13 protein-coding genes are annotated in these 17,900 nt (G+C 64.7%); 9 read left to right on the forward strand and 4 right to left on the reverse strand.

Annotated elements, in window-relative coordinates:
• Positions 1–52: 52 nt before the first annotated feature.
• On the reverse strand, positions 53–1,177 hold the full coding sequence (gmd, locus tag ACSFBE_RS00415) for a GDP-mannose 4,6-dehydratase (RefSeq protein ID WP_435488391.1): 1,125 nt from the start codon (positions 1,175–1,177) through the stop codon (positions 53–55).
• Between the two features lie 8 nt (positions 1,178–1,185).
• Positions 1,186–2,622, reverse strand: coding sequence for a mannose-1-phosphate guanylyltransferase/mannose-6-phosphate isomerase (locus ACSFBE_RS00420; protein WP_435488392.1), 1,437 nt, complete (start codon positions 2,620–2,622; stop codon positions 1,186–1,188).
• Positions 2,623–2,938: 316 nt separating this feature from the next.
• Here ACSFBE_RS00420 and rfbB point away from each other — a divergent pair, with 316 nt between their 5' ends.
• The 7 genes from rfbB (at position 2,939) to ACSFBE_RS00455 (ending at position 14,026) form a co-directional block, all read left to right on the forward strand.
• Complete coding sequence (gene rfbB, locus ACSFBE_RS00425; RefSeq protein ID WP_435488393.1) at positions 2,939–4,018, forward strand: dTDP-glucose 4,6-dehydratase; 1,080 nt, start codon at positions 2,939–2,941, stop codon at positions 4,016–4,018.
• The gene (rfbD, locus tag ACSFBE_RS00430; protein WP_435488394.1) at positions 4,015–4,908 is read left to right on the forward strand and encodes a dTDP-4-dehydrorhamnose reductase; all 894 of its coding nucleotides are present in this window, start codon (positions 4,015–4,017) and stop codon (positions 4,906–4,908) included. The genes rfbB and rfbD overlap by 4 nt, the downstream gene beginning before the upstream one ends.
• A gap of 15 nt (positions 4,909–4,923) precedes the next feature.
• Positions 4,924–5,811, forward strand: coding sequence for a glucose-1-phosphate thymidylyltransferase RfbA (rfbA, locus tag ACSFBE_RS00435; protein ID WP_435488395.1), 888 nt, complete (start codon positions 4,924–4,926; stop codon positions 5,809–5,811).
• The gene (gene rfbC / locus ACSFBE_RS00440) at positions 5,808–6,356 is read left to right on the forward strand and encodes a dTDP-4-dehydrorhamnose 3,5-epimerase (protein WP_435488396.1); all 549 of its coding nucleotides are present in this window, start codon (positions 5,808–5,810) and stop codon (positions 6,354–6,356) included. Before rfbA ends, rfbC begins: the two co-directional genes overlap by 4 nt.
• Positions 6,357–6,505: 149 nt before the next feature.
• Complete coding sequence (locus ACSFBE_RS00445) at positions 6,506–10,351, forward strand: rhamnan synthesis F family protein (RefSeq protein ID WP_435488397.1); 3,846 nt, start codon at positions 6,506–6,508, stop codon at positions 10,349–10,351.
• On the forward strand, positions 10,348–11,304 hold the full coding sequence (locus ACSFBE_RS00450) for an NAD-dependent epimerase/dehydratase family protein (protein ID WP_435488398.1): 957 nt from the start codon (positions 10,348–10,350) through the stop codon (positions 11,302–11,304). The genes ACSFBE_RS00445 and ACSFBE_RS00450 overlap by 4 nt, the downstream gene beginning before the upstream one ends.
• 997 nt (positions 11,305–12,301) lie before the next feature.
• Positions 12,302–14,026, forward strand: a complete 1,725-nt coding sequence (locus tag ACSFBE_RS00455) for a glycosyltransferase family 2 protein (protein ID WP_435488882.1) — start codon at positions 12,302–12,304, stop codon at positions 14,024–14,026.
• Positions 14,027–14,035: 9 nt separating this feature from the next.
• On the opposite strand, the gene ACSFBE_RS00460 is transcribed toward ACSFBE_RS00455, so the two are convergent.
• A complete protein-coding gene (locus ACSFBE_RS00460; RefSeq protein ID WP_435488399.1) occupies positions 14,036–14,740 on the reverse strand; it encodes an ABC transporter ATP-binding protein in 705 nt (234 codons plus the stop codon).
• Between the two features lie 10 nt (positions 14,741–14,750).
• Entirely contained in the window at positions 14,751–15,554 is an 804-nt protein-coding gene (locus ACSFBE_RS00465) for an ABC transporter permease (protein WP_435488400.1), read from the reverse strand.
• 247 nt (positions 15,555–15,801) lie between these two features.
• On the opposite strand from ACSFBE_RS00465, the gene ACSFBE_RS00470 reads away from it, so the two are divergent.
• A complete protein-coding gene (locus ACSFBE_RS00470) occupies positions 15,802–16,800 on the forward strand; it encodes a glycosyltransferase family 2 protein (RefSeq protein ID WP_435488401.1) in 999 nt (332 codons plus the stop codon).
• 36 nt (positions 16,801–16,836) lie between these two features.
• Positions 16,837–17,892 carry a glycosyltransferase family 2 protein gene (locus ACSFBE_RS00475; RefSeq protein WP_435488402.1) on the forward strand — a complete coding sequence of 352 codons (1,056 nt, stop codon included), beginning with the start codon at positions 16,837–16,839 and terminating at the stop codon, positions 17,890–17,892.
• Positions 17,893–17,900 lie beyond the last annotated feature (8 nt).

Below are 17,900 nucleotides of genomic sequence, written 5' to 3' on the forward strand. Positions count from 1 at the left end.
TTTTCTGAACGCCGGCAACACCGCCGGTCGAGCGGCCGGCCTGCCGCGCGGCTCAGTTCTCCCGGCTCACCGAGACGTTGTATCCGTGCCGCTTCAGCAGCGAATGCTGACGCGACGCTTCGAGGTCGCTCGCCACCATCTCGGCAATCATTTCGTCCAGCGTGATCTCTGGGATCCAGCCCAGGTCCTTCTTGGCCAGGGCCGGATCGCCCAGCAGCGTTTCGACTTCCGCCGGACGGAAGTAGCGCGGGTCGACCGACACGATCACGTCACCGGGCTTCACCGACGGTGCCGCGTCGCCCTCGATGCTGCGGACGACCGCCTTCTCTTCCACACCGGTGCCGACGAAGTCGAGCGTGATGCCGAGCTCGGCCGCAGTCTTGCGCACGAAGTCGCGCACGCTGTACTGCACACCGGTGGCAATCACGTAGTCCTTGGCCTCGTCTTGCTGCAGCATCATCCATTGCATGCGGACGTAGTCCTTGGCATGGCCCCAGTCGCGCAGCGCATCGAGGTTCCCGACGAACAGGCATTTCTCCAGGCCTTGGGCGATATTGCAGATGCCGCGGGTGATCTTGCGCGTCACGAAGGTCTCGCCGCGGCGGGGGCTCTCGTGGTTGAACAGGATGCCGTTGCAGGCGTACATGCCGTACGCCTCGCGATAGTTCTTGGTGATCCAGTAGGCGTAGAGCTTGGCCACGCCATAGGGGCTGCGCGGGTAGAACGGCGTGCTCTCGCGCTGGGGGATTTCCTGCACCAGGCCGTACAGCTCGCTGGTGCTGGCCTGGTAGAAGCGGGTCTTGTCCTGCAGGCCGAGCAGGCGCACGGCCTCGAGCAGGCGCAGGGTGCCGATGGCGTCGACGTCGGCCGTGTATTCGGGTGCCTCGAAACTCACGGCGACGTGGCTTTGCGCGCCCAGGTTGTAGATCTCGTCGGGCTGCACTTGCTGCACGATGCGCGTCAGGTTGCTGGTGTCCGTGAGGTCACCGTAGTGCAGGTGCAGCTTGCGGTTCTGCTCGTGCGGGTCCTGGTACAGGTGGTCGATGCGCTCGGTGTTGAACGACGAGGCCCGGCGCTTGATGCCGTGGACTTCATAGCCCTTTTCCAGAAGGAACTCGGCGAGGTAGGAGCCGTCTTGCCCGGTGATACCGGTGATGAGTGCTTTCTTTGCGGTCATGGGTTGCGTCATTTGGTTTTTGCGGTGATGGGGGTGACACGGCCATAGGTGTCGTCGAAGCGGACGATGTCGTCTTCCCCGAGGTAGCCGCCGGACTGCACCTCGATGACCTCGAGCATGATCTTCCCGGGGTTCTCCAGGCGATGCACTGCGCCCAGCGGGATGTAGACCGACTCGTTCTCGCGGACCAGGATCGTCTCGTCGTCGCGCGTCACCTTGGCGGTGCCCTTGACGACCACCCAGTGTTCGGCGCGGTGGTGGTGCATCTGCAGCGACAGCTTGGCGCCTGGCTTGACAGTCAGTCGCTTGACCTGGAAGCGCTCGGCGGCGTCGACGCTGTCGTAGGCGCCCCAGGGGCGCGCCACGCGGCGGTGCTCGGTCGCTTCGAGGCGGCCTTCGCGATTGAGCATGTTGACCACGTCTTTCACCTGCTCGACGCAGGCGGTGCTGACCACCAGCACGGCGTCTTGCGTGTCCACGATGATGAGGTCTTCCGTGCCCAGGGCGACCACGGGTCGGATCGGCGCGTGCACGAACGTGTTGCGCGCATTCAGGGCGCTGGCCATGCCGCTGAGCCGGTTGCCGTCGTCATTGGCCGGGTAGAGGTTGGCCACCGCGTTCCAGCTGCCCACGTCGCTCCAGGCGCCGGCGAAGGGAATCACTGCAATGTGGTCGTGCTTCTCGAGCACCGCGTAGTCGATGCTGTCGCTGCGGCAGGCCGCGAAGGCTTCGAGGTTCAGCCGCACAAAGCTGCCATCGACGGCAGGCGCGGTGGTCGCTTGCTCGCAGGCGGCCAGGATGTCGGGGGCGTGCTGGCGCAGCGCGTCGATCAGCACGCGTGCCTGCACCAGGAAAATGCCGGCGTTCCAGAAATAGCCGCCCTTGAGCAGCAGGGCCTGCGCCACGTCGGCGGTCGGCTTCTCGACGAAACGGACCACCGCGCGGCCGGCACCGTCTGCCGCACCCGTCAACGTTGCGCCGGACTCGATGTAGCCATAGGCCGTGCTGGGAAAGCTCGGCACCACGCCGAAGGTCACGATGTTGCCGGCCAGCGCCGCCTCGGTGCCGCTGCGCACGGTCTGGGCGAAGAGGGCTGCGTCGGGGATGTGGTGATCGGCCGGCGCGAACAGCAGCAGGTCTTCGGGGTCCGCCAGCAAGGCGGCGGCGGCCATGGCGGCCGCGGTGTTGCGAGCCACCGGCTCCAGAATCTGCCGCCCCTGGACCTTGGCCGCGTCCAGTGCTTCCTGCACCAGAAAACGATGTTCGTCCGACGCCACGCAGCAGATGTCGCCGTTGAGTTCGCGCAGCCGCTCGAGCGTGAGTTGGAGCAGGCTCTTGTTGTCGATCAGGGGCGCAAATTGCTTGGGCAGCGCCTTGCGGGACAGAGGCCAAAGCCGGGTGCCGCTACCGCCGCAGAGAACGACGGGATGAATGGATGTGGTCATGGTGTGAGCCTGGGCCCGCAGGCCCTGGAAACGCCGCAAGAGATCGTGGAAATCACGATGCACTCGACAGCGGGATTAAAACTAAAGCAAACAGACTGTAGCGCGAGATTGTTTCCAATCGTGTTGACCGTTTCACAGTTGAGGACGAAATTTTGTGGCTTTGTACGCGAATCATGCCGCGTGGGTGGCAGCGTTTCTTTCGGCTACATAGATCATAGACACGGCAGGGCAGCGTCCTGTCATGCGTCCGTCATGAGGCATGGATAATCGCATGTTGCCCAAGAGCGGGCTCTTTCAACAGACCACGACCTCTCCAATGATCCTCGTTACCGGCGGCGCCGGCTTCATCGGCGCCAACTTCGTTCTCGACTGGCTTGCCCAAAACGACGAGCCGATCGTCAATCTGGACAAGTTGACCTATGCCGGCAACCGCGAGACGCTGGCGTCGCTCGAGGGCGATGCTCGTCACGTGTTCGTCCAAGGCGACATCGGTGACAGCGCCCTTGTCGAACGGCTGTTGACGGAGTATCGCCCGCGTGCCGTCGTCAACTTTGCGGCCGAGTCGCATGTGGACCGCTCCATCCATGGGCCCGAAGACTTCGTCCAGACGAACGTGCTGGGCACGTTCCGGTTGCTGGAGTCGGTGCGCGGGCACTGGGGCGCGCTGCCGTCGGCCGAGAAGGGCGCCTTCCGCTTCCTGCATGTGTCGACCGACGAGGTGTACGGCTCGCTGTCGGCCACCGACCCGGCCTTCACCGAAGAGAACAAGTACGAGCCCAACAGCCCCTACTCGGCCAGCAAGGCCGCCAGCGACCACATGGTGCGGGCCTGGCACCACACCTATGGGTTGCCGGTGGTGACGACGAACTGTTCGAACAACTACGGCCCGTACCATTTCCCAGAGAAGCTCATCCCCCTGATGATCGTCAATGCACTGGCTGGCAAGCCCTTGCCGGTGTATGGCGACGGCATGCAGGTGCGCGACTGGCTGTATGTGAAAGACCACTGCAGCGCCATCCGGCGTGTGCTTCAGGACGGCCGACTGGGCGAGACCTACAACGTCGGCGGCTGGAACGAAAAGCCCAACATCGAGATCGTCAACACCGTGTGCGCATTGCTCGACGAACTGCGCCCCCGGACCGATGGCAAGAGCTACCGCGAACAGATCAGCTACGTGACCGATCGCCCCGGCCACGACCGGCGCTACGCCATCGACGCGCGCAAGCTCGAACGCGAGCTGGGCTGGAAGCCGGCCGAGACTTTCGACACAGGCATCCGCAAGACGGTCGAGTGGTACCTGGCCAACGGCGAGTGGGTGGCCAACGTGCAGAGCGGCGCCTATCGCGACTGGGTGCAGAAGCAATACGAGGCACCTTCGGCAAAGGTGGGCGCATGAAACTGCTGCTGCTGGGCAAGGGCGGCCAGGTGGGGTGGGAACTGCAGCGCAGCCTGGCACCGCTGGGCGAACTTGTCGCCCTCGATTTCGACAGCACCGAGCTTCACGCCGATTTCAGTCGCCCCGAGTCGTTGGCCGAAACCGTGCGCAAGGTCCGCCCCGACGTGATCGTGAACGCCGCTGCGCACACTGCCGTCGACAAGGCCGAGAGCGAGGTCGAGTTCGCGCGCACGCTCAACGCCACGTCGCCAGGCATCGTGGCCCAGGCCGCGCACGAAATCGGCGCGCTGATGGTGCACTACTCGACCGACTACGTCTTCGACGGCAGCGGCAGCACGCCGCGGATGGAAGACGATGCGACAGGCCCTCTGAGCGTCTATGGGCAAACCAAGCTGGAAGGCGAGCAACTGGTCGCGCAGAACTGCCCGATGCATCTCATTTTTCGCACCAGTTGGGTGTACGCGGCGCGCGGAGGCAACTTCGCGAAAACGATGCTCCGCCTGGCCAAGGAGCGCGACCGGCTGACCGTCATCGACGACCAATTCGGCGCGCCGACCGGTGCAGAATTGCTGGCCGACGTCACGGCCCACGCGATCCGCACCACCTTGAACGATCCAGGGAAGGCCGGTCTTTATCACCTGGTCGCCGGCGGCGAGACCACCTGGCACGGCTATGCACGCTTCGTGATCGAGCATGCCCGAGCGGCCGGTGTCGATATCAAGGTCGCTGCCGATGCGATCGCGCCGGTACCGACCACCGACTTCCCGACGCCGGCCCAGCGGCCGCACAACTCGCGGTTGAACACCACCAAGCTGCAGTCGACCTTCGGCCTGGTTCTGCCGCAGTGGCAAACCGGCGTGGCCCGGATGCTGAACGAGACTCTCGGATAACAAGGGGCATCAAGAATGACAAAACGCAAGGGAATCATCCTAGCCGGTGGCTCCGGCACCCGGCTGCATCCGGCCACGCTGGCCATCAGCAAGCAACTGCTGCCGGTGTACGACAAGCCCATGATCTATTACCCGCTGAGCACGCTGATGCTCGGCGGCATGCGCGACATCCTCATCATCAGCACGCCGCAGGACACACCGCGGTTCCAGCAATTGTTGGGCGATGGCAGCCAGTGGGGCATGAACCTTCAGTATGCGGTGCAGCCCAGCCCGGACGGGCTGGCGCAGGCCTTCCTGATCGGCGAGGAATTCCTTGCAGGGGCGCCGTGCGCCCTGGTGCTGGGCGACAACCTGTTCTACGGACACGACTTCGCCCAACTTCTCTCCGATGCCGATGCACAGCCGTCGGGCGCCACGGTCTTCGCCTATCACGTGCAGGACCCTGAGCGCTACGGCGTCGTTGCCTTCGACAGCAGCGGCAGGGCCAGCAGCATTGAAGAAAAACCCGCGAAGCCCAAGAGCAGCTATGCGGTCACTGGCCTGTACTTCTATGACTCCAAGGTCGTCGAGATCGCCAAGGCCGTCAAGCCCAGCGCGCGGGGCGAACTGGAAATCACCGCCGTCAACCAGGCCTACCTGGACGCCGGCGCGCTCAACGTGCAGATCATGCAGCGTGGCTATGCGTGGCTGGACACCGGTACGCACGAGAGCCTGTTGGAGGCGGGCCAGTTCATCGCCACACTGGAGCATCGGCAAGGTTTGAAGATCGCCTGCCCGGAAGAAATTGCCTGGCGTGCCGGCTTCATCGACACCGAGCAGCTTCGCAAGCTCGCCGCGCCGCTGCAGAAGAACGGATATGGGAAGTACCTGAACCATCTGCTGGCCGAGGGGGTGCGCTCGTGAAGGTGACGCCCACCGCCATTCCCGACGTGCTGGTGTTTGAGCCGAAGGTTTTTGGCGATGCGCGGGGGTTCTTCATGGAGAGCTTCAACAGCAAGGCGTTCGACGATGCCGTCGGCAAGCACGTCGAATTCGTTCAGGACAATCACTCGCGCTCGACGCAAGGCGTGTTGCGCGGGCTGCATTACCAGATTGAGCAGCCGCAGGGCAAGCTTGTGCGGGTCACCCAAGGCGCCGTGTTCGACGTCGCGGTGGACATTCGTGCCTCCTCGTCGACCTATCTGCAGTGGGTCGGCGTCGAGCTCAACGAATCGAACCACCGGCAGTTGTGGGTGCCACCGGGCTTCGCACACGGGTTTCTCGTACTCAGCCAATCCGCCGATTTCCTCTACAAGACCACCGACTACTACGCGCCCCAGCACGAGAAGGTGATTCTCTGGAACGACACGGACATCGGCATCGACTGGCCTGACACGGGTGTCCCTCCGCTGTTGTCTCCCAAGGATGCTGCTGGCGTAGCTTCCACCTCGGCCAACGTCTACCCGTAGTGTGGTTTGGGCGCTGAGGTGATGGTCGCGCTGAGACGCGCAGCCGGCTGGTTGGAGGGAGTGCGTTGTCTGCAAGATGGGCTCGGACTGCGGCCTGCCGAACGAACCCCGCAAAAAAAATGTGCCCACCGGGCCACTGGGACCGAACGATGTCAGATGAATTTTTGTCGGTGAAGACGCTGCTGTCCGACGACCTCGATACCTTTTTCTGGCCGACGTCGCGGCCGGGCGTGATGAGCGCATGGTGGGGGCACGTGCCCTTCGCCCACTGGCTGGTCGGTGCCGCGGAGCCCCGCGTGATCGTCGAACTCGGCACCCATAACGGAGCATCCTTCGCCGCGTTCTGCGAAGCGGTCCACCGCCGCAACGTCGCCGCCAAGTGCTTCGCCGTCGACACCTGGCAGGGCGACGAGCATGCCGGGCACTACGGCGAAGAGATCTATCAGGACCTGGCGCGGTTCGTGGACGCGCGCTACGCCGGCTTCGCCGAACTGGTGCGAAGCACCTTTGACGACGCCCTGTCGTACTTTGAGCCCGGCAGCATCGACCTGCTGCACATTGACGGCCTCCACACCTATGAGGCCGTTAAGCGCGACTTTGAGAACTGGTTCCCGAAGCTGTCGGACCGTGCGGTGGTTCTCTTCCACGACACCAATGTTCGGGAGCGTGACTTCGGCGTCTGGCAGCTCTGGGCCGAACTCCGCTCGCGGTATCCCGGCATGGAATTCAGCCATGCACACGGTCTGGGGGTGCTGCTCGTCGGAGCGCATCCGCCAGGGCCGCTGGTGGAGTTCTGCCGCCTCGCCGCCGCCGATCCGGCCGCACTGCATCGCATGCACGAGCGCTTCTCTCAGCTCGGACTCGCCTTCGTGCAAACGGACATGGCCCGGCGCTACATGGACCATGCCCGTCAACTGGAAGTCGCGAACGTCCATCTGAATGGGGTCACGGCTGAACGCGACAAGACGCTGGCCGATCTGAACCGAATTCTCTCGGAGAAGAACGAAGCCGTCGCCGAGCGAGACAGGTCGCTCGGCAATCTGGTTCAGAAGCTCGAGGCGCAGAACGAGGCCATGGCCCAGCTGAGCCGGGTCGTCGCAGAGCAGGGCGAAGCCGTTGAGCAGCGAGAGGGTTCTCTCCGCTTGCTTCATCTGCAACTGGCGCACGTCACGCAGCAGTTGAATGCGGCGGAGACTCGGCAGCTGGCAGCGGATTCGGCCCTCGGTGTCCAACTGGATGCGGCGCTTGCCGCCAATGATGCGATGCGACGTTCGACGTCGTGGCGCGTGACGCGGCCGTTGCGGGCCCTGAAGCTGAGAAGCTTGGCGACACGGCTCCGTCGGCATCTGGCGCAAAGCCATGACCCCGCTGCAGTGGCGCCGGAGCCGCAGGGCGCTCCGGCAACGGACTTGGGGATCATTGAGCAGAGAGATTTCGCATTGGCGCCGACGGCGCAAGCCACCGACGCGGACGACGCCGCGCTCGTCGAGCGCAGCGGGCTGTTTGACCCCGCCTTTTACGCCGGATCGGAAGACGCGTACCGGCTGGGCCAGTCTCCTATCCAGCATTACCTCGCGTCGGGAGAACCCGCCGGACTCGCGCCGTCCCGGGACTTCAACCCAGTGTTCTACCGCCGGCTCCACGACGATCTCGCGAACGTGCCGCCGGGAGGCCTTTTGCTCCACTACTTGAAACATGGGCAGGCGGAGGGCCGGCTCGGCCGTTCGAAAGTGGAAGGCTTGTCACTCCCGCGTGCCGCGTTCGACCCGTCCAAGCCATGCATGGTGCTGGCGGCGCACGAAGCAACCCGCACCGGCGCTGCCATCCTTTCATGGAACCTCGCGGCAGAGTTTTCGGCGCGCTACAACGTGGTCGTGCTGCTGCGCCGCGGCGGGCCGCTGGCGCAGAGCTTTCAGGAGGTCGCGGCAGCCTGCGTGGTGATGCCGGACGATGCTTCTCTGCATTTCATGGAGCTGGAAATCCTGGCGGAGCGAATGCTCGAGGCGTATCAACCGGTCTTCCTGATCGCGAACAGCGTGGAAAGCCGCTGCTTCGTGCCTGCATTCGAGCGGCGTCGGGTCCCATGCGCCGTGCTGGTTCACGAGTTCTCCGCATCCATCCGGCCGCTCGGTGTGCTCAACGAAATGTTCGAGCAAGCGAGCCTGCTCGTCTTCTCCGCGCAGATCGTGGCCGATGCGGCCCTGCGCGACTACGCCAGCTTGGCCGCCCGCGCCTACCATGTGCTTCCCCAGGGCGCCTCGAAGCTGCCCTTGGGCAAGGATGCGCCGGTCACCGACATCGTCACGGATGGCGTGCCGGCGCGCTTGGCGCCGATGACGAGCGACCTCGGCTCAGTCGATCCGGACGCTTTCCTGGTGGTCGGCCTCGGCACCATCACTGCGCGAAAGGGCGTGGAGTTCTTCATCGCTGCGGCCGACCGTGCGCGGCGGCGCATGCCGGCGCGCAAGGTCGTGTTCGCGTGGATCGGCAAGTGCTATGACTTCGACGCGCCGTACCTGCAGTCGCTCCTGGAGCAGGTCGAGCGCGCAGGACTCCAAGGCGCCTTTGCCTTCTGGGGAGAGCTCGCCGATCTCGATCCGGTGTACCAGCGTGCGGACGCGTGCTTCCTCTGCTCGCGCCTGGATCCACTGCCAAATGTCGCCATCGATGCGTCGCTGGCTGGCGTGCCGGTGGTTGCGTTCGCCCAGGCAAGCGGCTTCTCGGACGTCCTCGCCGAATCGCCGGACACCGCCCGGTTGGTGGTGCCGTATCTCGATGCGGCTGCGGCCGCCGATGTGGTTTGCGCGATGGCGGAAGATGCCTTGCTGCGCGACCAACTCGGTACTTCCGTGCAGCGGATGGCCCGGCAGCATTTCGACATGCGCGGGTATGTGATGCGTCTCGAACAACTGGCGCTGGCCGAGGTCGATGCTGTCACGCGGATGGATGCCGACCAGGCCTTCCTCATGCTGCCGGGGAACTTCAATGCGCCGCTCTATGCGGGCAAAGCGCTCGACAGCCGCTCGGTCGAGGGCCATGTGGCGCATTATTTGCGCAGCTCACGGTTGGTGGCGCCGCGCGGTCGGGCCCGCACCGGGCGGCTGTTGCGTCGACCCTTGGAAGGCTTTCACCCCTTGATCTATGCCGGCGAGGCGCCAGGCTTCGACGAGGCGCGCGACCCGGATCCGCTGGTCCATTTCCTCCAGGCCGGCAAGCCGGAAGGCCGCTGGAAGCATGCGGTCATCCGCCCGATGACGGGGCTGCCGCCCCGTACCGGATTGAGCGTCGCGCTCCATGCGCACTTCCATTACCCGGAACTGTTCCCGGACTTCGCTCGACGCTTGAAGTGCAATGCGACCCCAGTGGCCCTTTACCTGACCGCGACCGGTGAGGCCCAAGCCGCCGAACTGCGCCGCATGGTGGCTGCCGAGGGGCTGCCCGACGCCCATGTTCTGCTCGTGGAAAACTGTGGGCGTGACATCGGTCCAATGCTCATACAGCTGCCGGCCGAGGTTTTCGACGCGCATGAGGTCGTTGGTCACTTTCACAGCAAGCGCAGTCCGCACGTCGACGAGACCATCGGCGGCGCCTGGCGGGACTTCATCCTGGAGCATCTGCTTGGCGACGCCAGCCCGATGCTGGACACCATCCTGAATGCGTTCGCGGACGACGAGCGACTGGGGCTTGTGTTCCCGGAAGACCCGCATTTGAATGACTGGGACGCCAACCGGACGCATGCCGAGGCGCTGGCGGTGCGCATGGCGCTCGATCCGCTGCCGCGGCACCTGGATTTCCCGCAGGGCACGATGTTTTGGGCGCGCGCAGCGGCTTTGAGGCCGTTGCTCGACATAAGGCTCAGCGCCGAGGACTTCCCGAAGGAACCGCTGCCGATCGACGGCACGATGCTCCATGCGCTGGAGCGGCTTCTCCCTTTCGTCGCGGCGAAGGCGGGCTATGCCTACGCCACCACCCATGTGGACGGTCACCGTCGATGAAGAAGCATCTGGTGGTTGGCGGTTGCGGCTTCCTCGGGCGCCATCTTGGCCGGGCGCTGGCAGCGCGCGGCGATTCGGTGCGGGTGGTGGATGTTGTGGCCGAAGGGGCGCCGGCCCTGCCGGGCGTCGAGACCCGCGTGCTCGACGTGGCGCGGCTGGAGGCGCCGGGCTTCGACGACCTCGTGGCTTCAGTCGATGTGGTGCATCACTGTGCTTGGTCGACCATCCCCGAATCCGCCAACCTCGATCCCCGCGCCGATCTCACGGTCAATCTCGGCATCACGCTGGGCTTGCTCGATGCGCTGAAGCGTCGGGGGTACGGTCGGATCGTCTTCTGCTCGTCGGGCGGCACGGTGTACGGCCCGCTGCGCAGCACGCCGGTGTCGGAGGACCATCCACTCGACCCCATCACGGCCTATGGCGTCTCCAAGCTGGCCGCGGAAAAGTACCTGCAGCTCTACCGCCGCCTGCATGGCGTCGACGCGCGCGTGGCCCGCATCGCCAACCCGTATGGCGCTGGCCAGAACCCACGTCGGCCCCAAGGACTGATCGGCACCGTGGTGCATCGCGCGCTGGCGCGACAGACGATCGAGATCTGGGGTGACGGTACCTTGATTCGAGACTTCATCCACATCGCCGATGTCGCTGCTGGCCTGGTCCGGCTGGCGGACGCGGACGACCTGCCAAGCGACACCATGCCGATCTTCAATTTCGGCAGCGGCAGCGGCAGCAGCGTGAACGAGATCGTCGCGCACGTCGAAGCCACGGATGTGCCGCCCCTCGATGTACATCGCGGTCCCGGGCGTGCTTTCGATGTGCCTGCGAGCGTCCTGGATATCCGCAAGGCAGAAGAGCAGCTGAAGTGGCGGCCGCAAATCGCCCTGCAGCGCGGCATCGTGCAGATGGTTGCCGATCTGAAGGCCGATCCCGACCGGGCGTTCTCGTCTTGGTAGCGCGCCCACTCTTACCGGCTCGCAACACGGTGCCTTCCACCCGATCAGACACCGTACCCGAGCGGACCATCGAATGACGAATGAATTCATACTGAACCTGTGCGCGGCGCGGCGAGATGACGGGGCGGCCGCTGCCGTCTCGACCGACGCCGTGGCGACGGCGCTTGCGACCGGGGCGTCACACGCGCGGCGCGTCCTTGGCCTCGGGGTGGGCCTGCACGGCATGGCCAGTCTGTGGCTTGGATTCTTCTCAGCGGCCGAGCGGATCGTTCTCTGCGATTCAGCCGTCGCTTGCGTCTCGGCCGAGCAGGCCGTGGCCGGCGACGGGCGCGTCCTGCTGATAGCCGATGCAATCGACCGTGAGGCTGCCGCCGTCGCGGTGCGCGCATCGAGCCCTGCATTCGACCTCGTGCTCGACGATGGCCGTCGCGGCGACGCCGAGCGACAAGAGGCGTTCGTCCGTTACCTTCCCCTGGTGGCTGCGGGCGGCGCCTACGGTCTGGTCGACATCGGCCCCGCCGTTGTTGCCGCGATGCTGGCACGCCTGGGCGATGGCGAGAGCGCCAAGGTCCGGACGATCGAGTTCGTCGGAGGCATGTGCATCATCAGGACGACGACCGAGCTGGCGGGCGGTGAGGCCGAGCGCCGGACGACGCCGCAGGGTTCGATCGATCCCGTCGAGCGCACGCGCATCGCCGGGCTGCAACGCGAGGCCTTCCGACGCTCCCACGAGCTCCTGAGGCTCCAGACCCGGCTCGAGCAGGTGCTCACGACGTCCGCCCGGGAGGCGGCCGTTCATGCGGCCCAGATCGCGGAGATCCACGCCTCGACCAGCTGGCGCGCGACCGTTCCGCTGCGCTGGGCCGGTGCAGCGCCACGGCGTTTGCGCACCTTGCTGCGCCGCATCCGCGAGGCGAGGCAGCGGCACGGCACCGTCGGCGCCTTGAGCCTCGCAGCGGCGAGGTTGCGCGCACGCGGGCCGGCGCAATCCGACGCGATGCTCGCGCAGCAGGGCGGACGCGACTACGCCGAGTGGGTGCGTCGCTACGACACCATCGGGGAGGCGCAATGCGCCCTGCTGAGCGGGTTTGTCGACACGATGCCGCGCAAACCCCTCATCTCCATCCTGATGCCGGTCTACAACCCGGACCTCGTGTGGTTGTCGCGCGCCATCGCGTCGGTGCAGGCGCAGGTCTATCCGCACTGGGAGCTGTGCATTGCGGACGACGCCTCGCGCGATCCGGGGTGCCGGAAAGCGCTCGACGACTTCGCTGCCCAGGATGCGCGTATCAAGGTGGTGTATCGCGCGTCGAACGGCCACATCTCCGAGGCGTCCAACAGTGCGCTCACCCTCGCGACCGGAGAGTGGACGGCGCTGATGGACCAGGACGACCTGTTGCCCGTGCATGCGCTCTTCTGGGTGGCGCAGGAGATCAACGAGCATGCACAGGCGCGGCTGATCTACTCCGACGAGGACAAGGTCGGCCCGGACGATCAGCGTTTCGATCCCTACTTCAAGTCGGACTGGAACCCGGACCTTTTCTACTCCCAGAACATGTTTTCGCATCTGGGCGTGTTCGAGACCGCGCTGTTGCGCGAGATCGGTGGCTTTCGCACCGGTTTCGAAGGCGCGCAGGACTACGACCTGGTGCTCCGCTGCCTGGAACGGGTGCGCGCGGATCAGATACGGCACATTCCGAAGGTGCTCTACCACTGGCGGGTGCATGCCGAAAGCACGGCGAGTTCAAAGGACGCCAAGCCGTACGCGCAACTCGCCGGCGAACGGGCACTGAACGAGCACTTCGTGCGCGCTGGCATCCGCGGGCATGTGACCTACGCCGGGAACGGCTACCACGCACACTACGACCTGCCCGATCCGGCGCCCCTGGTGTCGCTGATCATTCCCACGCGCAATGCAATGCAGCTGGTGCGTCAGTGCGTCGACAGCATCGAGGCGCGGACGACCTATCCGAACTACGAGGTCATCCTGGTCGACAACGGGTCGGACGACCCGGAATCGCTCGCGTATTTCGAGACACTCAAGCAGCGGCCCAACTTCAGGGTGATCCGCGACGACAGTGAGTTCAACTATTCGAAGCTGAACAACCTGGCCGTTGCGGAGGCCCGGGGCGAAGTCGTGGGACTCATCAACAACGACATCGAGGTCATCTCACCGGATTGGCTGAGCGAGATGGTGGGCATCGCCTGCCAACCCGGCGTGGGCGCCGTCGGCGCGCGCCTTTGGTATCCGGACCACACCCTGCAGCACGGCGGCGTTGTGCTCGGCATCGGCGGGGTGGCCGGCCATGCGCACAAGCGCCTGCCGATTGATCGCGGTGGTTACTTCGAGCGTGCGGCGTTGATCCAGTCGTTCTCGGTCGTTACCGCCGCCTGCCTGATCGTTCAGAAGAGGCACTACTTCGCGGTGAGCGGCCTCAACGAAACCGAGCTCAAGGTGGCGTTCAACGACGTGGATTTCTGCCTGCGCTTGCGCGAGGCCGGGCTGCGCAACGTCTGGACGCCCTATGCGGAACTGTTTCACCACGAGTCCGCTACGCGCGGCGAAGACACCGACCCCGAGAAGCAGCAGCGCTTCGCCGGGGAGGTGCGCTACATGATGGCGCGATGGGGCGACGCACTCACCCGCGATCCGGCCTACAACCCGAACCTGACGCTGGTCCACGAGGACTTCAGCCTCGCTTGGCCGCCTCTGGACCGTTAAAGCCAACCGTCAGGAGACTTCGACGATCCGGCCGTGCTCGAGGTGGATGACGCGGTTGCACTCCTTGGCGATCAGGTCCGGGGAGTGCGAGGCAAGCACCAGGATGCCGGCATTGGAGACGACGTCCTTCATGCGCTTCTCGGCCTTCTCGGTGAATTCCGCATCACCCACCGACAGCCATTCGTCCATCAGCAGGATGTCGGCTTCAACACTGGTGGAGATGGAAAAAGCCAGTCGCATCAGCATGCCGGTGGAGTACGTACGCACCGGCATGTTCACGTACTCGCCCAGGCCACTGAACTCGCAGATCTCGGGCGTCAGCCTGTCCAGCTGTTTCTTGCTCATGCCCATGACCAGGCCGCGCAGCATGATGTTCTCGATGCCCGTGGCGTCGGGCTCGATGCCCAGCGACGGATCGATCAGGCTCGCCACCGAGCCCTGGCGGACGAATTCGCCGCCGGAAGGCTCGTAGACGCCGGCGAGTGTCCTCAGCAACGTCGACTTCCCGGCGCCGTTGTGACCGATCAGGCCCAGACGATCCCCGCTCTTCAGCTCGAGGTTGATGCCGCTCAGCGCCTGCACGACATTGACCCCGGTTTCCTTGCCGAAGCGCCCGCCGGTGACAGATGCAGCCAGTGTCTTTTTCAGGGATACCGAGCCTGCGCCATAGATGGGAAAGCTCACCGAAACATTTTTGAGAGAGATGAAAGTCATGCTCGAATGCTCACAGCCAATAGACGACGCGGCGGCGGTACTTCGCGAAGAGCAGGCCCGCGGCGATCACACAGCCGGCCGTCCAGCAGCCGATGCCGATCCAATCGTGCAGGCTTGCCACGCCGCCCATCAAAGGCTTGCGCAGAAGCTCGAGCATCTGCGCCAGCGGATTCCAAAGAAGGTATTTCGCGCGGCCCGGCAAGCCTTCTGGTAGCCAGAACACGGGGGTCAGAAACATCGCCATCTGCATCACGCTCGTGACGATCTGGGTAACGTCCCGGAAACGCGTGCAAACCAGACCCAAGGCAAGCCCCAGCGCGTGGCCGTTCACCAAGAGCAGCAGGAATGCAGGCACGACGAGCACCGCTGACCAGGACAAGGAGACGCCCGCCCAGAGCGCAACCGGCACGTAGAGCACGATATGGTGGGCAAACTGGATCACATTGCGTGACATGCTGCGCCACACGAAGAGACTGATCGGGAAGTAGCCTTGCTTGAGATAGTTGCCCGCCCCGACGAAGGCGTTGCAAGATTCCGTCACGATGCTCGAGAACAGGCTCCAGAAGATCAGCCCCAATGCAAGGTGGGGGAAGAACTTGGAGAGTTCAGTTCCGAACAGAGAGCTGTACAGCGGCCCCATGCCGGCAATCATGGCCCCCATGCTGAGCGTGATCCACCAGGGCCCCAGCATCGACCGGCGGTACCGCAACACGATGTCGAACCATGCGAGGGTCCACCAGATGTCGGTGCGACGGGTGCCTTCCCACCAGTCACTCCAGGGGCCGCGATGCAGGTTCGAATGGGTTGTACTCATGGATGGATTGCCAGCTACGAGGGTCAGGAGGCTGCGGATCGCCTGTGCGGGCCGCATGGACAGGGAACTGCCCAACCTGAGTCGAAGCCTACTGTTGTTGTATGACGGAGAGGGGCGATTTTAGGCTGCTGCCGAGCGCGTTCCTCGGCGGTCTGCGGCCATCGATAATCCTGGGCGCGACCTGCCAGACCGAGCGGGCGTCCGTGGGGTCCCCAGTCGGATTGCATGCGCCATTCTGCGACTCATGATGACTTCAAACCTGCCGATCTCTGCTGCGCTTTGTACATACAACGGTGCCCGGTTCATCCGTGAGCAGGTCCGCAGCATATGCCTGCAGACCCATCCGCCGGTAGAGATCGTCCTGTCCGACGATGGTTCCACGGACGATTGCGTCGCTGTGGCGCAAGAGGCATGGCGCGCCTGCCACCTCGAAAGGCCAGGGCTGGACATCCGATTGCAGGTCCTGCAGAACGCTCGCTCCCTCGGCGTGACCCGCAACTTCCAGCAGGCCGTGTCGGCCTGCCGCGGCCCATTGATCGCGTTGAGCGATCAGGACGATGTCTGGGACGCGGGTCGCCTCGAAGCCATGTCCCGGGTCTTCTCGGCGCGTGATGACCTGCTTCTTCTGCACTCCGACGCACGCCTGATCGACGAAGGCGGGCGCGACCTCGACCGGTCGCTGTTCGGCGCGCTGGGCGTGCGTGCATCCGAGATCTCATGCATCCATGAAGGGCAGGCCTTCGACGTGCTGCTGCGGCGCAACCTCGCGACTGGCGCGACCATCGTGTTTCGGCGGGAGCTGCTGCAGCGCGCCTTGCCCTTTCCCGATGAATGGCTGCACGACGAATGGCTCGCGGTGATCGCCGCCATCACCGGAGGCGTCGAGGTGCTGGAGCAAGCGACGATCGGGTACCGACAGCATGCGGCCAACCAGGTCGGCGCGCCGCAGGGTTCCGTGCTTCGGCTGGTTCGCAAGCTGTGGACTGCGCGTGGCGACACCCACGGTCGTCGGGCGGCCAGGGCACGTGTGCTGTGCGATCGTCTTGCCACGGAGCCTTCGCCCGCGATCGCGGCACTTCGACAAAAGGCGAACGAGAAACTGAGCCATGAATTGGCCCGTGCCGCACTGCCCGAAGGGCGCCTGGCGCGTGTACGCCCGGTTCTGGAAGAGTTCGTGAAGGGCCGCTATGCCCGGTTCGGATATGGGGTGCGCGGTGCGATTCGGGACATCCTCGAACCCGTATAAGCTTTCGGTCGATCCGACGAGCCACAGCACCAGCCAATGAACGACGCCACAACGAGCCTGCCCGGTAACCCCCCACCGCACATCGCGGATGTGGCCGTGGTGATCCCGTTCTACAACGGGGCCTCGTTCATCGAACGAGCGCTGCGCAGCGTGTTCGTGCAGACGCTTCCCGCGGCGGAGGTCATCGTCGTCAACGACGGCTCGGCGCCGGAACAGCGTGCGGTGCTGGACGGCCTGGCCCAACGCTTTCCATTCAGGGTCATCGACAAGGAGAACGGTGGGCAAGGTTCCGCACGCAATGCAGGCGTGGCCGCCTCGACCGCCGGTTTCATCTGCTTTCTCGACCAGGACGACTTCTATCTCGAGACGCACATCGAGACGTTGGTGAACGCCGTTCCCACTCGTGATCCCCGCTTCGGGTTCGTCTACGGCGATCTCTTCGAGGCCGATGCCGACGGGCAGATCATCCGCATGGCGATGGTCAAGGACCATGCGCGGGATCATCCAAAGCGCTCCGTCCTGGAGATGATCGCCGCCGACATGTTCGTGCTGCCTTCTGCCGCACTCGTCGCGCGCCGGGCGTTCGAAGCCGTGGAGGGCTTCGACGCGCAGTTCATGGGTTACGAAGACGATGACCTGTTTCTTCGGCTGTTCCGCGCCGGGTACACGAACTACTTCGTCGACCAACCGGTGACGGTGTGGTGCATTCACACGGCCAGCACCTCGTTCGGCATTCGCATGAGCCGCAGCCGCTTCAGGTACTTCACCAAGCTGGCCGGCATGTTTCCGGACGAGCCCTTGCGCAACCGCTTTTACATGCGCGACTTTTTGGTGCCGCGCTTTGGGAAGCTTTTCATCAACGACGTGATCAAGCGTCGACTGCGCCGAGACCCCGATCTGACGGAAAGCTGCAAGATGCTTGACGCCTACGGCGCGCTCATTCTGGCCAATCCCTCGATCGGCACTGTCGCCAAGCTGAAATTCCGGATCACGGCGTGGCTGCTGAAATACATGCCAGACGTTGTGCTGCTCGGCACATTTCGCTTGGTGGACGGCCGCATTTTGTCGAGCATCCGGCGCCTGCTGCACTGAGCCACAGC

Source organism: Variovorax sucrosi, assembly GCF_051216635.1.
Taxonomy (GTDB): Bacteria; Pseudomonadota; Gammaproteobacteria; order Burkholderiales; family Burkholderiaceae_C; genus Variovorax.

Coding starts and splice junctions, on each gene's coding strand:
- gmd (WP_435488391.1), bottom strand. CDS start 1,177: ATGACCGCAAAGAAAGCACTCATCACCGGTATCACCGGGCAAGACGGC.
- ACSFBE_RS00420 (WP_435488392.1), bottom strand. CDS start 2,622: ATGACCACATCCATTCATCCCGTCGTTCTCTGCGGCGGTAGCGGCACC.
- rfbB (WP_435488393.1), top strand. CDS start 2,939: ATGATCCTCGTTACCGGCGGCGCCGGCTTCATCGGCGCCAACTTCGTT.
- rfbD (WP_435488394.1), top strand. CDS start 4,015: ATGAAACTGCTGCTGCTGGGCAAGGGCGGCCAGGTGGGGTGGGAACTG.
- rfbA (WP_435488395.1), top strand. CDS start 4,924: ATGACAAAACGCAAGGGAATCATCCTAGCCGGTGGCTCCGGCACCCGG.
- ACSFBE_RS00445 (WP_435488397.1), top strand. CDS start 6,506: ATGTCAGATGAATTTTTGTCGGTGAAGACGCTGCTGTCCGACGACCTC.
- ACSFBE_RS00450 (WP_435488398.1), top strand. CDS start 10,348: ATGAAGAAGCATCTGGTGGTTGGCGGTTGCGGCTTCCTCGGGCGCCAT.
- ACSFBE_RS00455 (WP_435488882.1), top strand. CDS start 12,302: ATGCTCGCGCAGCAGGGCGGACGCGACTACGCCGAGTGGGTGCGTCGC.
- ACSFBE_RS00460 (WP_435488399.1), bottom strand. CDS start 14,740: ATGACTTTCATCTCTCTCAAAAATGTTTCGGTGAGCTTTCCCATCTAT.
- ACSFBE_RS00465 (WP_435488400.1), bottom strand. CDS start 15,554: ATGAGTACAACCCATTCGAACCTGCATCGCGGCCCCTGGAGTGACTGG.
- ACSFBE_RS00470 (WP_435488401.1), top strand. CDS start 15,802: ATGACTTCAAACCTGCCGATCTCTGCTGCGCTTTGTACATACAACGGT.
- ACSFBE_RS00475 (WP_435488402.1), top strand. CDS start 16,837: ATGAACGACGCCACAACGAGCCTGCCCGGTAACCCCCCACCGCACATC.